The 14,333-nt window shown below is 59.2% G+C and carries 14 protein-coding genes; 12 read left to right on the top strand and 2 right to left on the bottom strand.

Features of this window, described 5'->3' with window-relative positions:
- Nucleotides 1-355 precede the first annotated feature (355 nt).
- A complete protein-coding gene (locus tag CKO36_RS16925; protein ID WP_200285916.1) occupies nucleotides 356-1,390 on the bottom strand; it encodes an HlyD family secretion protein in 1,035 nt (344 codons plus the stop codon).
- Between the two features lie 3 nt (nucleotides 1,391-1,393).
- Nucleotides 1,394-1,834, bottom strand: coding sequence for a DUF3302 domain-containing protein (locus tag CKO36_RS16920; RefSeq protein ID WP_200285914.1), 441 nt, complete (start codon nucleotides 1,832-1,834; stop codon nucleotides 1,394-1,396).
- A gap of 414 nt (nucleotides 1,835-2,248) precedes the next feature.
- On the opposite strand from CKO36_RS16920, the gene CKO36_RS16915 reads away from it, so the two are divergent.
- The 12 genes from CKO36_RS16915 to CKO36_RS16860 all read left to right on the top strand — a co-directional run.
- Nucleotides 2,249-3,979: a sulfatase-like hydrolase/transferase gene (locus CKO36_RS16915; RefSeq protein ID WP_242469693.1), complete on the top strand. Its 1,731-nt coding sequence runs from the start codon at nucleotides 2,249-2,251 to the stop codon at nucleotides 3,977-3,979.
- Between the two features lie 63 nt (nucleotides 3,980-4,042).
- Nucleotides 4,043-4,546 carry a YybH family protein gene (locus CKO36_RS16910; protein ID WP_200285912.1) on the top strand — a complete coding sequence of 168 codons (504 nt, stop codon included), beginning with the start codon at nucleotides 4,043-4,045 and terminating at the stop codon, nucleotides 4,544-4,546.
- Nucleotides 4,547-4,572: 26 nt separating this feature from the next.
- A complete protein-coding gene (locus CKO36_RS16905) occupies nucleotides 4,573-4,917 on the top strand; it encodes a hypothetical protein (protein WP_200285910.1) in 345 nt (114 codons plus the stop codon).
- Nucleotides 4,899-5,756: a hypothetical protein gene (locus tag CKO36_RS16900; protein ID WP_200285908.1), complete on the top strand. Its 858-nt coding sequence runs from the start codon at nucleotides 4,899-4,901 to the stop codon at nucleotides 5,754-5,756. Before CKO36_RS16905 ends, CKO36_RS16900 begins: the two co-directional genes overlap by 19 nt.
- Nucleotides 5,753-6,946, top strand: a complete 1,194-nt coding sequence (locus tag CKO36_RS16895; RefSeq protein ID WP_200285906.1) for a radical SAM/SPASM domain-containing protein — start codon at nucleotides 5,753-5,755, stop codon at nucleotides 6,944-6,946. Before CKO36_RS16900 ends, CKO36_RS16895 begins: the two co-directional genes overlap by 4 nt.
- Before the next feature lie 72 nt (nucleotides 6,947-7,018).
- Complete coding sequence (locus CKO36_RS16890) at nucleotides 7,019-7,402, top strand: hypothetical protein (protein WP_200285904.1); 384 nt, start codon at nucleotides 7,019-7,021, stop codon at nucleotides 7,400-7,402.
- Nucleotides 7,403-7,475: 73 nt separating this feature from the next.
- The gene (locus tag CKO36_RS16885; RefSeq protein WP_200285903.1) at nucleotides 7,476-9,797 is read left to right on the top strand and encodes a tetratricopeptide repeat protein; all 2,322 of its coding nucleotides are present in this window, start codon (nucleotides 7,476-7,478) and stop codon (nucleotides 9,795-9,797) included.
- 433 nt (nucleotides 9,798-10,230) lie between these two features.
- On the top strand, nucleotides 10,231-11,565 hold the full coding sequence (locus tag CKO36_RS16880) for an RNA-guided endonuclease TnpB family protein (protein WP_242469692.1): 1,335 nt from the start codon (nucleotides 10,231-10,233) through the stop codon (nucleotides 11,563-11,565).
- A gap of 63 nt (nucleotides 11,566-11,628) precedes the next feature.
- Complete coding sequence (gene ccoN / locus CKO36_RS16875) at nucleotides 11,629-13,080, top strand: cytochrome-c oxidase, cbb3-type subunit I (protein ID WP_207161500.1); 1,452 nt, start codon at nucleotides 11,629-11,631, stop codon at nucleotides 13,078-13,080.
- Between the two features lie 27 nt (nucleotides 13,081-13,107).
- Complete coding sequence (gene ccoO / locus CKO36_RS16870; RefSeq protein ID WP_200285901.1) at nucleotides 13,108-13,836, top strand: cytochrome-c oxidase, cbb3-type subunit II; 729 nt, start codon at nucleotides 13,108-13,110, stop codon at nucleotides 13,834-13,836.
- Nucleotides 13,829-14,011: a cbb3-type cytochrome c oxidase subunit 3 gene (locus CKO36_RS16865; protein ID WP_200285900.1), complete on the top strand. Its 183-nt coding sequence runs from the start codon at nucleotides 13,829-13,831 to the stop codon at nucleotides 14,009-14,011. The genes ccoO and CKO36_RS16865 overlap by 8 nt, the downstream gene beginning before the upstream one ends.
- Before the next feature lie 47 nt (nucleotides 14,012-14,058).
- Nucleotides 14,059-14,333: MerR family transcriptional regulator (locus tag CKO36_RS16860; RefSeq protein WP_200285898.1), on the top strand; the 275-nt coding region annotated here is incomplete at its 3' end.

The raw sequence follows: 14,333 nt of genomic DNA, 5'->3' as shown, positions 1-14,333 counted from the left end.
GGCGCCAAGATTGTTTTGAGCTTACGTGCATTGGTTCAGTCGACCGGACGCTGGGCGCAATTCTGGGACAAGATCGATCAGTTCGGTGCTCAGCCTTGCTAAGGACATTATTGAAAGGTAGCACCCCATCAGAGTTTGGGGAGGTGGAACCGTGGTTGTCGACCACTTCAGGGTTGATGGAACAGAGACGTTGGAGGAGGCCTGTTGCGCCGCTACGGCTTCGTCTGGCAAAGATGTGGGGCAGCGCCAAATCGCTGCGGCTGGCGAGTAAACTAACTTAAATTCGAGCTAAATTTGTCCTGGACATGGGGTCCACTATAGATATTTCGCATAGGCGGTTGGATTTCCTACCCTTTTAGAAGGGATTGAAGATGTAGTTGAGCAGGCTTTCGGACTGGATCTCGATCATGCGCAGCACCCGCACCAGATCAATCGCTTTGCTGGTGAAGATGGCGGCCAGTCCGCTGGCGCCGAACTCCAGCGGCGTCTGGCTGAAATCGCCTTGCGGATCGAGCTTGACGAAGAAGGTTTTGCTCATGCCGATCTGCTGCTCGGAGGGCAGGGGACCGGTGGCTGTGAGCTGGGCGCGACCCGTGGCCCAGGCCACTGAATCCACCTTGGCCTTGAAAAGACGCCCGGGGTACATGCTCAGCGCGAAATGCGCCTGATCTCCGGGGCGAATCCACTGCACTGAGCGTTGATCGACGCTGGCGACCAAAAAGACATCCTCGCTGCTGACGAAATTGGCCACGGGCTGCTTGAGGCGAATAAAACTCCCGGGGCGCAACACCAGATCGACCAGATAGCCATCGGCGGGTGCAACGATGGTTGCATGCTCCAGGTTGTAGCGCGCCTCTTTCAACTCGGCCTTTAGAGTCTCCTGCTTGCTGACGATGCCGGCGACCTGCGCCTTAAGCCCTTCGACACGATCGCGGCGGATGGGCAATTCTTGGGCGGCCATCATCTTCTGCGGCACCAACTTGACCGCGTCTTGGAGCTTGCGCTCAGCTTCGGCCAGCTCGGCTTCGACCGATTTCTGCTCCTGGGCCGCGCTGGCCAACTCGCCGGTTGCCTCGGTGAGCTTGTTTTGCCACGGGGTCGCGTCCATGCTGAAGATAGGCGCTCCTTTGGCGACGGGTACATTCGGCTTGGCGTGGACTTCGGTCACCAGGCCGCCGAATTCTGGCGCCAGTTGGATCACATAGCGCTCCACCACCAGTTCCTTTGAGTAGGGTGTGGTTTGGCCGAGCACGACGACCTCGGTGAGGGCTGCGCCGGCATAGAGGCCGAAGACCACGAAGCTCCAGAATAGGTTGAAGCGCAACAGGTGAAAGCGGAAAAAAATCAGCCAGATCAGGCAAAAGTAGGCGACAGTGACCAGGAGTTCCATGGGCTATGCCTGCGTGTCCGGGTTGGCGGGTCGCTCGGCTGGCGCGGTTGCCGCTGCTACGTCAGGCAGCGGCTTCGAGTCCGAGGCGAGCATGGAATTCTGGTTGGGTTCGGCGACCGATGCTCGTTTGGATACCGATTGGGGTCGGGGGTCGCGCGTTGGTTCAGAATCGGGTACTGACTCCGAATCGGATTTGGCGGTGCCAGCTGCTTGATTGGCCAGCGCCACCGATAGTGTGAAGGGCTTCAGGTAGGCCCACACCAGTGCGGCCATCCACAGCGGAAAAATCAGCAACCCGAGCAGGGACAGGATCTCGATCGCCTCTTCCTGAGGGTTGCCGCGCTTGCGGGCAATCTTGCCGGGCATGGTGTGCACGAAGATGATAAATAATATGATGACGATGATGCAGGTTAGAATCAGCCCCACAGAGACAGCCATCAGCATTTGAGGGTTATCGGCCACGGAAATCTCTCGCAGTTGTTTTGACCGCGTTTGACCGTTTGGCCAGCCGCGACGAGCGGAAAAGCAAAGATAAAGCTAAAGCTAGAGATAAAGCAAGGATAACGAGCAGGTGCGACAGTCGGGATACCCGGCGGCGCCCCGATACGTACGTGGCCTAAGTAGTAACACGGATAGGCATTAGCGCCCAGACCACCTAGAGTTCGGACTGGGGCATTCGCCATCGTTCTGATCGAATCGACCTTACCAGAGCCTGAACCTTCCAAAACCCGAATTAAGGTGATGCTGATGACTGATGATCCGTACCATGATCGCGGGCTGACGCCCGCGCCCACTGGGGCACCGATGCCTCGTTCGGCTCGTTCAATGGCCCGATTGGCTGTCGCATGTTCTTTAAGCTTGGCACTGCCCTTTGCGGCTGTTGCCCAGGACGCAGACCAGGGCAGCAATCCGCGTGGCTCAACCACGGGAGCGACTCAAGCCAAAGGCTATGACTTTCCTGGTCATTTCATTCATCTCAAGGCCGAGAAGCCGGCTGACAACATGTATCCGGCCATTGCTCATCCAGAGCAAGAGAAAGCCGCGCGCGAGAAGCTGGCCGAATTGGAGAAGAAAACCGGTAAAAAGCCCAATGTGCTGATCTTCCTGCTTGATGACGTGGGCTGGATGGATCCGGGCTTTAATGGTGGTGGTGTGGCGGTCGGCAATGCCACGCCCAACATGGATGAGCTGGCCCAAGATGGGCTGCTGCTGACCTCAGCCTATTCGACGCCATCCTGCTCGCCGAGCCGCGCGACTATCCATACCGGACAAAATCCGCTGCATCACGGCATTCTGCGCCCGCCTATGTATGGCGAGCCGGGCGGACTCGACGGCGCCACCACCTTGCCCAAGCTGCTCAAGGCGCAGGGCTATGTCACCCAGGGTGTCGGCAAGTGGCACATGGGCGAGAACCAGGGCTCACTGCCGCAAAATATCGGCTATGACGACTATGTCGGCTTTCTGGGCGTCTCGGATATGTACACCGAATGGCGCGATCTCTATTTCAATCCCGAGGTCGCCCTGGCACCGGCGCGCTTCAAGATGATGCAGGAGGATGGCTTTGACCACCACGAGGTCCATTGCACCCCCGAGGACACCGAGCAATGCCAGGACGGCAAGCTGATCGACCTCGACTACATCAAAGACCTTGACACTCATTGGAAGGAGGTCAGCCTGGCCTTTCTCGACAAGATGAAAGACAGCGACAAGCCGTTCTTCCTCTACCACGCCACCCGGGGCTGTCATTTTGACAACTATCCGCCGGATGAGTACTTGGGTAAATCAGCCGCGCATACTGTCTTTAGCGATTGCATGGTGCAAATGGATGACATTTTCGGCGCCCTGGTCGACAAGCTTGAGGAAACCGATCAGCTTGAGAACACCCTGATCCTGCTCACCTCCGATAATGGTCCGGAATGCGAGATCCCGCCGCATGGGCGCACCCCGTTTCGCGGTTGCAAGGGCTCGAGCTGGGAAGGCGGTGTGCGGGTGCCGACCTTCGCCTACTGGAAAGGCATGATCCCGGCACGTCGCTCGGACGGCTTGTTCGATTTCGCCGATATTCTGCCCACGGTGATGTCCATGAATGGTGTCTCCGGGGCGGATCTGGCCGCTGAGTTCTCGAAAGACACCTATATTGATGGGGTCGATCAGTTACCCTTCCTGCTGGCCGATGAGGGGCTGTCGAGCCGACGCAGCCGTCCCTACACCATCAACCAGTACTTTAGTGCCATGAGGATTGATGAGTTCAAGTATGTCTGGACGGGAGAGCTTCAGAATGCGGTGGTGCAAAAAGGCGACATTGGCGGCTTCAGCGGGGCGATGTTCACCGACAGTGGCGGTACGATCACCTTTAACCTCTATACCAATCCACAGGAAGACGCCAGCATCGGTGTTCGCCATATTCCCATGATGGTTCCGGTGATCGGCGCGGCGGGCGACTACATGGCCGAGCTGATCAAGTATCCGCCACAGTTTAAGATCGGCTTTGTCAGCAATAACCCGCCCATGTACGATATGGTGCCGCAAGAGAAGAAAGTCATGCAGAAGATGCTCGAAGAGCGCGGTGTGGGGCGTTCACCTCACTAATTCCGTGCATTGGACCCGCGCCCCGGCGCATCATGCCGGGGCCACCCACAGGAGCTAGTCACAATGAAAAGAACAACTGTCGCAACCCTCGCCCTGGCGGTGAGTCTGGGCGCCCAGCCTCTGCTGGCGGAGGATAACCAGACCACTTCGGAGGCGGTCAAGCAGCTTTGGCAAGTGCAACAAAAAGCCTTTGATGCGCATGATCTCGATGGAGTGATGCAGACCTTCGCTGATGGCGACGATATCATGCTGATGGGAACTGGTCCTGGTGAGCACTGGGTGGGCCAGGATGAGATCAAGGACGCCTTCAAACATTTCATGGGCAATTTCGACCCCAACACCATGAAGGCCAAGTGCAAGGAGGGCGTGGGCCACGCCATGGAGGATGTTGCCTGGTTTACCGAGGTGTGCCGCTTTCGTGATCGCAAGGATGGCAAGGCCCGCAAGTTCGTCGCCAATTTGTCCGGTGTGGTGATCAAGCAGGACGACGGCTGGCGTTTTCACAGCATGCACTACTCGCAAGTGATCGGTGGCGATCCGGCAACTGCGCCGGCTTCAGCCGATTGATCAACTATTATGAGAGGAATTCTGCGATGACCGACAAGCACAATCCAACCGAGATCGCGAATGACACCGATCAGGCAACGGCCACCCCAGAGGCCGCCATGCCAGAACAGGCGCAGCATCCTGTGCTGGACCAGGCGCGGGATCTGGAAAGTCGCCGGGCTTTCCTGTTCGGGCTGGGTAAATGGTCCAAAGCTGTGATTGTTGGCGCCATTGCCGGTGGTGTGTTGTTGCCGGGCCGGGAGGCGCAGGCCGGATGGCTTAACCGCCGCGGTGGTCGGGGAGGTGGTTGGATCAACGCCCGTGACGGCGTCGGCTGGGGCAATCGTCGCGGCGGCGGCTGGGGCGGTGGCAGTTGGATCAATCGGCGCTGAACCAGCAGCGCGTTTACAAGCTTCCGCTCGCGCGGCTGCGGTCATTCTTCGCCCAGGTCGATCCAAGGGCAACCTGGGTCGTGCGTGGCCATCAGGCTCATGAGCTGGTGGCGCGACTGCGCCCGGACGATCTCGACAGGATCGACTATGTGCAGCTGTGCAGCCTGGCGAACAACTCTGATGCGTTGATCCACTGGGCCGAGGGCCTGCCCATCGAATTGCTGCTGGACAACCCGGACGCGGATTTTCCCACGCTCTACGCCCATGCCAAGCTGATGGAAAACCACCCGGTTCGCGTCGCTATGGCGGTGAAACCCGGCTTCAGCAAGGCTGTTAAGCTGGCGGCGGCGCTCGGGTTCGGCGTCAGACTCGAGATCGGTCAGGAGAAGCCAGAGCAGATCGACGCCCTCGCGCGAGTGCTCAATGCCTATCTGCACCAGCGGATCTTCACGCAGCCGGTGGATTTCTTCCACAGCCTGCTGATGGCTTGGGTGCGCGATGAACCTGCCAATCTCTGGGACATTCAAGAAGAGAACCCAGCATTGGTTCGCACCATCGACGATCAGGGCCGCGAGCACCTTCCCGGGCGGCTGTCTGCGCTAAGCGAACCGCAGCCCGACGGATTCGTTGCGAACTGGAGTGCTGGTCTGCTGGCCGATGGTGCCGATTGTGCCGACTGTGAATTTTTTAGCGTCTGCCACGGTTATTTCAAATGGCCCAGACGCGACTATGACTGTATCGGGGTCAAACGGCTGTTTGCTAGTCTGCGTCAGGCTGCCACTGAGTTCCGCGCCGATCTGGCGGCTGCGGCTGCGGCCTCTGGCGGACCAGCGCCATGATCAATGGCAACCAGCTGTCGCTGATTCTGCTCGCCACCAATGCGTGCAACGCCGCCTGCGAGTATTGTTTCGAGGACAAGACCAGCGACAGCTTAAGTCTTGAGCGCTTGCAACTCATCATCGCTAAGGTGCTCGACCACATGGCAGCGCAGGGCATGCGCGTGCTTAGCATCAACTGGCAGGGCGGCGAGGCTATGCTGCTCCCGCCAGACTGGTATCGTGAGGCCCACGCCTGGATTGATGAGGCCGCCGCCCGGCGCGGCAAGGTCGTACACCACGGTCTGCAAACCAATCTGCTGGCCTACAGTCCGGCGTGGAACGGGGTCATTGCCGAAATGTTCGGCAATAGCCTCAGCACCTCGCTGGATGTTCCCAACCGCCACCGCCGGGTCGCGGGCCACGACACCGCGCACTACGACGCGCTGTGGAGCCGCAAGGTCACCATGGCGCGGGAGGCGGGTATTGATGTCAAGGTGATTTCCGTGATCAACCCGGGCACCCTGGAAATGGGAGCCGAGCGCTTTTACACCCACTTGGTTGACGAGCTCGGCATCACCGATTTTCAGATCAATACCCCCTTTCCCGGCGGCGCAGACAACCCGGCGAAACAAAGCCTCACGCTCGATCCCACCGATCTGGCGCGCTTTCATTGTGAATTGGCCGACATCTGGCTGGAACGCGGACCAGAACAGGATGTCAGCATCGGCCCCTTTGATCAGCTGATGAATGTGTTTCTCGACCGCGACAGCTGCCTGCCCTGCATCTGGAGCAAAAACTGCGCCGACGAGCTCATCGCTATCGACCCGCGGGGTGAAGTCGCCCAGTGCGACTGCTGGGTCACCAGCTATCCAGGCTATGTGTTCGGAAACGTCTTTGAGTGTGAAAACCTGACCGGTCTGTTGCAACACAGTCGCGCACGCCGGCAATTCGCCGACCGGCCGATGCAGCTCCTGAAACAGGCGTGGACAGGATCTGGATCTGGATCTGGATCTGGAAAGGGCAATGTCCAAGCGGATGAATCGGGCGATTGCATCGCATGCGACTATCTGGCCTTATGCCACGGCGGCTGTCCGGTGCGCACCTACAGCATGCGCAGTACGCTCTTGGCCAAGGATCCCTATTGCGCGCTGTACCAGAGCCTCTTCCGCCACATGGAGCAGCGGGCCAGTCATTGCGGTTTGGCTCAATGATTCCCCATGAACGCATAACCCATCGATTCAGATTTCTAACACCATCCACTTAAACAGGAGATAAACAACCTCATGAAAACCAATTACCAGACTCTCGTCATCGCTGGTCTTGCCTTCGTCATTGGGTTGTCCGGCTGCGCTCAGATCGAGGAGTCGAACGCCAAGTCGACGGAGCAAGCGCTGGCAGCGTCGGGTTTCAGGATGAAAGTCGCTGAGACCGCACGCCAGAAAGCCAAGCTTGCCGGCCTGCCGCAGCGCACACTCACGCGCACAGTCGGCCCTAAGGGAAAAATCCGCTTCTTCTGGGCCGACGCTGCCGATTGCAACTGCCTCTATGCCGGTGGCGAGGCGGCCTATGACCGTTACCAGAAGATATCGGTTAAGGAACAGATTGCCGAGGAGAACGCAATGGACGCCGACATGATGGACTGGGATGCCTGGGGACCTTTGTGGTAAGACGCGCTCGCGTGCAGTGCTCTGAACCCATGGCAGCGCTTTATGCCAGCCATGTGCTTTAGGGGCACAAACCATGTTTCGGTTTCTCATCGGGTTGATTCTCGCTGCGTCGGCGCAAGCCGGCACAGACGCGAGGCCAAGCTATGTGGGCCAAGCGCGCTGCGCACCTTGTCATGCGGAGGAGACGACGCGCTGGCGCGGCTCGCATCATGACCTGGCCATGCAGGAGGCCACCGGGGAAACGGTTCTCGGAGACTTCGGCGAGCGCGAGTTCGAGCATCTCGGCCTGCGCTCGCGCTTCTACCGCAAGGACGGCGCCTTCATGGTGCGCACCGACGGTCCAGACGGTGAATTGCATGAGTATCCAATCGAGTACACTTTTGGCGTCTATCCGCTGCAGCAGTATCTGATTGCCTTTCCCGGCGGGCGCTTACAGGCACTCGACATCGCCTGGGATAGTCGTCCAAAGGAAGCGGGCGGGCAGCGTTGGATGCACCTGCATCCCGATGATCCGGTTCGGCACGACGATGTGCTGCACTGGACCGGACCAAACCTCAACTGGAATTATATGTGCGCGGATTGCCACTCCACCAATCTGCGCAAGGGCTATGACGCTCAAGCTGACAGCTACGACACCACTTGGTCGGAGATCGATGTCTCTTGCGAGGCCTGCCATGGCCCCGGTTCGGATCACCTGCGCTGGGCTAAGGCCCAAGCTCAACCCCGGGATGAGGTGCAGAAATCGCCGGATGTGGCGGCATTGGATCCCAATGTATTCGACCGCGCTCTGCCAAACATGGGCCTGACTGTGCGACTCGACGAGCGCGAGGGCGTGGCTTGGCCGATTGACCCCGCCACCGGTCAGGCGCAACGTTCCAAGCCACGCATCACCAGCCAGGAAATTCAGGTCTGCGCGCGCTGTCACAGCCGCCGCAGTCAGCTCACCGACCAGACCCAGGCCGGTGATCCGCTGCTCGATGCCTTTCGCCCGGCACTGCTGAGCGAGGGACTTTACCACGCCGATGGCCAGGTTGGGGACGAAGTCTACGTCTGGGGCTCGCTGTTGCAGAGCAAGATGTATCAGGCTGGCATCACCTGCTCCGACTGCCACGATCCTCACAGTGCTGACCTGCGCTTGCCCGGCGATCAGGTCTGTTCTCAGTGTCATGCGCCGGATCGCTACGCGACTAAGGCGCATCATTTCCACCCCGAAGACTCGACTGGCGCGAGCTGTATTGAATGCCACATGCTGGCGAAGCACTACATGGTGGTTGACGCGCGCCACGAGCACAGCTTTCGCGTGCCACGCCCCGATCAGTCGGTCGCGCTCGGAACCCCCAATGCCTGCACCAACTGTCACACGGATAAGTCCGCGCAATGGGCGGCGGATCAGGTCGTCGCTTGGTATGGCCAAGTGCCCACGGGCTTGCAGGCCTATGCTCCGGCACTGCACGCCGCGCGCACCGGCCAGCCGGAGGCTGGGGCCTTATTGCAGGCCATCGCGGTGGACAGCGGCCAGCCCGGCATCGCACGCGCTACGGCCTTGCAGGCCTTGGGCGGCTATCCGAGCCCCGTGATGCTGGAGGCGATCAAACAAGGCCTGGCCGCTAAGGATCCGCTGCGGCGGCTGGGCGCGCTCGCGGCCCTTGATGGATTGGGGACACGCGAGCGCCTGCTCGCGGTGCCCCTGCTGGAGGATGACCTCAAAGCGGTGCGCACCGAGGCTGCCCGCTTGCTGGTCGCTGTCCCGGATGACCAGCTGGCGCCAGAGGCGCAAGTCCAACGCGCGCAAGGCATTGAGGAATACATCGCCGCGCGGCAGTTCAACGCCGAGCGGCCCGAGGCCCAGTTCAACCTCGCCGGCCTGTATGCCGACCAGGGGCGGGTCCAAGACGCCGAGCAACACTACCGCGCGGCCATCCGTTTGCAGCCCCAGTTCATCCCAGCCTATGTCAATCTCGCCCAACTGCTGAGCAAAAACGGACGCGAGGGCGAGGCGGAGGCCACCCTGCGCGCCGGACTGGAACAGCAACCCGACAGCGCTGATCTGCATCATGCCCGGGGCCTGTCGCTGATCCGCCAGAAAGCGTCCGGGCCGGCGCTCGCTGAACTGGCCAAGGCCGCCGAGCTGGCGCCAGAGAACGCGCGCTATGGCTATGTGCACGCCGTGGCCTTGCATGCCAGCGGTCAAAGCGACGCCGCCATCGCCGCCCTGGCGCGCGTCCATCGCCAGCGCCCAGGCGATATCGACACCCTCTCAGCGCTCATCAGTTACCATAGCGAAGCCGGCCAGTTGCGCCAGGCACTTGACTACGCCCAGCGGCTCCAGCAGCTGCAACCAGGGAATCCGAACATTGCACGCCTGGTCACACAACTCCAGGCGGCTGTCCACTAATATTAGGCTATATCAGCAAGTGTCTCATGGGGGCTGCGTGCTGGAGATTGGAAGTCATAAGGTGATTTCCGAATAACAGTTTCCCCAGCGATGATGGGGCAACTTTGCTTAGGTTTTTAGGAGCAGTGTCTTGACTTTCAGGGTGTGATGAATTGTTATTGAGAAGCTGAAGCATGGCGTCTGGATGCTTTGGAGCTAGACTTTGATATTAAAAATAATGCGCGATAGTGTTTCTATTGGTCGATAGAAAGCACAATCATCACAGACAAAGCGGCTGTTGATCTCGGTCAAGACGCTGCAACACTGGGAGCGTGAAAGGCTGCTCATTCCCGTGGCGCGCCCCAAGCGCAACCGTCGCCTTGATACCGGGCCTCAGATTCGCGAATGTCTCAGCTCGCGATTGATGAATGTCATACCTAACCAGGCTGGTCGGATGAAAGCCACCCGAATACTCACCGCCAAAAACCCTAATCTGGGCAAGATCGATGCCTTGCGTGAACAAGCCCGGCGACTGGGTCAAGTGCGCTCCGAGGTCTGGCAACGCTTCGGTTCGATCCAGGGCATCCATCGCACCGACCGCCAAATTCGCGATCAGTGGCTCAAAGACAAGCGCGTTTTTCCCGTCTCGGCCAATGCCTGGAAAGAAACCCTGCGCGATGCCAAGGGCGACATCAGCGCCAACATGGAATCCGCCAAGGTCAAAGCGCGCCGGTGCATCTGGCGTCACACCCAGGACAAGGCTGAGCAAAAACGCGTATTCACCGCACTCAAACGCAACGAATGGACAAGCGATCCGTATCTGCGCCGAATCATGCGCAACAGCTGGAAGCGCGGACACAACCACACCCACAACCAGATCATTGTCCGCTCAGATAATTACACCAGCTTTCAACTTGGCGGGCGCGCCTGGATCAAAATTCCCGGCCTGATCAAAGGCCAACGCCTCGCCATTCCGCTCAACACCACCATCGCGCCAACCGGTACCCTGCGCCTCATCCTCAAAGACAACAACCGGATCGAGGTACACTACACCATTGATGTTGAAGTCAAACAGGATTGCGGTACGCAAACGCTAGGCGTCGATAAAGGTTACACCGAAGCCCTGGTCGATTCCGATGGTGACCACCACGGCCAGGAACTCGGTCGGGTCTTGCGAGAACAATCCGACCGACTCAAAGCCAAATACCAGCGCCGCGCCAAACTGCGAGCCCTGGCCAATCGACACCGCAACCCGCGCAAGCGCGAGCACATCCGCACGTTCAACCTGGGTCGTAAGAAACTCAACCGGCAGATGGACAAGACCCACGCGCGGATTCGCACGATCGTCTTCAAATCGGTTCATCAGGTCGTCGACAAAGCCGCCGTCATCGCGGCAGAAGATTTAACTGCCCCGATGGCGGGCAAGTCCTTCGGCAAGAACGTCAATCGTCGCCTCGCGGCCTGGACGAAAGGCGTCATTGCCGAAGCACTTGAGAGTGTTTCAAGCCGTAGAGGTTCTACGGTCGTTCTGGTCAATCCAGCTTACACATCGCAAATCGACTCCCGAACCGGATGCCTCGATGGCCAACGGCGCGGGGATCGGTTTTACTGTTCCGACGGGGTTGTGTTGCAGGCGGATCAGAACGCTGCGCGAAACGTGCTGGCGAGATTGTTCGATCCCAACATTGAGCGGTTCACCCCGTTCAAACGGGTCAAAGCGATCGTGCTGGAGCGGACTGAACGCCTCCGGCTGAGCACTGCCCAGCCAGGACTCCAGTTGCAGGTCTGACCTATCAACGGAGAGCGAATGACCGATGAGCATTTTTGAGTACAAAATTCGGAGCAGCAGTCTATGGAGGCGAAGGTGGACAGCGCGGCGGAGCGCAAGTACGACTTTGATGTCGTGCGCTGGTTTACCATCATGGCGGTGGTCTATCTGGTGCTTGGTGCGGCGGTGGGCGTCTATATCGCCTCGGAGCTGGCTTGGCCCTTCCTGAATTTCGACAATCCCTATATCTCCTTCGGTCGGCTGCGTCCGGTTCATACCAACACCGTCATTTTCGCTTTCGGCGGCTGTACCCTGATGGGCACGGCTTTCTATACGGTGCAGCGTACCTGCGGCGTGCGGCTGTGGAGCCATAAGCTGGCCTGGTATACCTTCTGGGGCTGGAATCTGGTCATCCTCCTAGCGGTGCTGACGCTGCCCTTCGGCTTCACCCAGTCCAAGGAATACGCCGAGCTGGAATGGCCGATCGATATCCTGATCGCCGTGGTCTGGCTGGCCTTTACCTTTAATTTCATCATGACCATTGCCCACCGCAAGAGTTCGCACATCTATGTGTCGAACTGGTTCTATCTGGGCATGATGATCATGATCGTCTACCTGCATGTGGTCAACAGCCTGGCGATCCCGGTGGGGCTGTTCAAATCCTACAGCCTGTTCTCGGGGGTGCAGGATGCCATGATCCAGTGGTGGTGGGGCCATAACGCGGTGGGCTTCTACCTAACGGCCGGCTTTCTTGGCATCATGTATTACTTTGTGCCCAAGCAGGCCAACCGGCCGGTGTATTCCTATCGGCTGTCGGTGATTCACTTCTGGGCGCTGATGTTCGGCTATGTGTGGTTGGGTGCGCACCACCTGCAATACACCGCATTGCCGGACTGGACTGGTTCGCTGGGTGCGGCGGTGTCCATCGCCATGATTATTCCCTCTTGGGGCGGGGCGGTGAATGGCATGATGACCCTGTCCGGCGCCTGGGACAAATTGCGCACCGACTATGTGTTGCGCTTCCTGATCATCGCGCTGGCCTTCTATGCCATGTCGACCTTCGAGGGGCCGGTGATGGCACTCAAGACGGTTAATGCCTTGTCGCACTACACCGACTGGACCATTGGGCACGTGCATTCCGGCGCCCTGGGCTGGGTGGCGGGTATTTCCATCGGCGCCATTTATCACCTGATGACCCGCCTGTGGCACACCCGGCTGTGGTCCGAGGGGCTGGTGAATGTGCATTTCTGGACCGCCACCATTGGTACCGTGATCTATGTGGTGGCCATGTGGGTGGCTGGCATCATGCAGGGCCTGATGTGGCGCGCTTACGATGACTACGGCACGCTGGCCTATACCTTTGTCGAGTCGGTGGCGGCCCTGCATCCCTATTACGCGATGCGTGCAGTCGGTGGTGCCATCTTCCTGTTCGGTGCTGTGGTCATGCTGTTCAATGTACTGATGACGGTATGGAAGTCCGCGTCCGAGGGCAGTCTGCGCGAGGCGCGCGGCCCCATGGTTCCGGTGTTGGTCTGAGCGCGGACGGCAACAGGAGAGAGCAACATGGCGCGTGGTGTTCAGGATTTTGTGGAGCGCAATATCTGGGGCCTGTCGATTATGACAGCCATTGTGCTGTCGATTGGCGGCATCGTGGAGATTGTGCCGCTGTTTTACCTCAAGAGCACCGAGGAGGCGAACCGCTTCCCGGAGATCGTCTGGCCGCAGGCAGGGCAAACGCCCATTGTCACCCTGGATGACAGTGGTCGTGAGGTGTGGAACTGGAAGGCCGGCGATGGCATCCGCCCCTATACCGGGCTCGAACTGGCTGGGCGCGACATCTATCAGCGCGAAGGCTGCTATCTGTGTCATTCCCAACAGGTGCGTCCGTTTCGCGATGAGCGCGAACGCTATGGGCATTATTCACTGGCTTCGGAATCGATGTTTGATCATCCCTTTCAGTGGGGATCCAAACGCACCGGACCGGATCTCGCCCGCGTCGGTGGCAAGTATTCCGATGAATGGCAGCGCCAACATCTGAACAACCCGCGCTCGGTGGTGCCGGAATCGATCATGCCCAGCTATCCCTGGCTGGACAAACGCCTGGTGAAGGGCAAGCGCATGCGTTGGCGTATGAAGGGGCTGCGCCTGATTGGCGTGCCCTACAGCGACGCGGATATCGAAGCCACACCGGCATTAACGGCGGACAAGACGGAACTGGATGCCGTGGTGGCCTATCTGCAAGTGCTGGGCACCATGGCCACTCTGAAGCCAGGGGTGGATTATCGTGAATAGTCTTGCCGAACATTTCCGCACCGATTGGGCGGCCATGACGGCGGCCGATTGGGTGGGAACCCTCTTAACGGTGGTGATTGCTCTTTTGATGGCGGTGGCCTATTTCCAGGTGTTCCGCCCCAAGCATCGCGATGGGCTGGAGGCGCAGAAGTACCTCCCCTTTGACGAGGAGTAATTAACAGTTGCTTGATTTATTACCAGAGCTGTCTATAATTATTCAATATGAGCAGCTACTACAGCATCGGAGAATTTGCCAAGCGGATTGGTCGCTCGGTGCAGACCGTGCGGCGCTGGGAGCGCGAAGGGAGGCTCGCGGCCAAGCGCCATCCGTCCGGGCATCGCTATTTTGACGAAGCGGATGTGCGCCTACTGACGGGTGGCGCTCCGGAGAAACGCGACGTCGTGGTTTATTGCCGGGTTTCCAGTGCTGGACAAAAAGACGATCTCGCCTCGCAGGTGCAAGCGATGGAAACCTACTGCCTGGGTGCGGGAATCGC

It is taken from the genome of Rhabdochromatium marinum (assembly GCF_016583795.1).
Lineage (GTDB): Bacteria > Pseudomonadota > Gammaproteobacteria > Chromatiales > Chromatiaceae > Rhabdochromatium > Rhabdochromatium marinum.
The sequence above is the reverse complement of the archived record's forward strand: the minus strand, read 5'-3'. Positions and strand labels throughout refer to the sequence as shown.

Coding starts and splice junctions, on each gene's coding strand:
- CKO36_RS16925 (WP_200285916.1), bottom strand. CDS start 1,390: ATGGAACTCCTGGTCACTGTCGCCTACTTTTGCCTGATCTGGCTGATT.
- CKO36_RS16880 (WP_242469692.1), top strand. CDS start 10,231: ATGAAAGCCACCCGAATACTCACCGCCAAAAACCCTAATCTGGGCAAG.
- CKO36_RS16890 (WP_200285904.1), top strand. CDS start 7,019: ATGAAAACCAATTACCAGACTCTCGTCATCGCTGGTCTTGCCTTCGTC.
- ccoO (WP_200285901.1), top strand. CDS start 13,108: ATGGCGCGTGGTGTTCAGGATTTTGTGGAGCGCAATATCTGGGGCCTG.
- CKO36_RS16920 (WP_200285914.1), bottom strand. CDS start 1,834: ATGCTGATGGCTGTCTCTGTGGGGCTGATTCTAACCTGCATCATCGTC.
- CKO36_RS16895 (WP_200285906.1), top strand. CDS start 5,753: ATGATCAATGGCAACCAGCTGTCGCTGATTCTGCTCGCCACCAATGCG.
- CKO36_RS16910 (WP_200285912.1), top strand. CDS start 4,043: ATGAAAAGAACAACTGTCGCAACCCTCGCCCTGGCGGTGAGTCTGGGC.
- CKO36_RS16885 (WP_200285903.1), top strand. CDS start 7,476: ATGTTTCGGTTTCTCATCGGGTTGATTCTCGCTGCGTCGGCGCAAGCC.
- ccoN (WP_207161500.1), top strand. CDS start 11,629: ATGGAGGCGAAGGTGGACAGCGCGGCGGAGCGCAAGTACGACTTTGAT.
- CKO36_RS16905 (WP_200285910.1), top strand. CDS start 4,573: ATGACCGACAAGCACAATCCAACCGAGATCGCGAATGACACCGATCAG.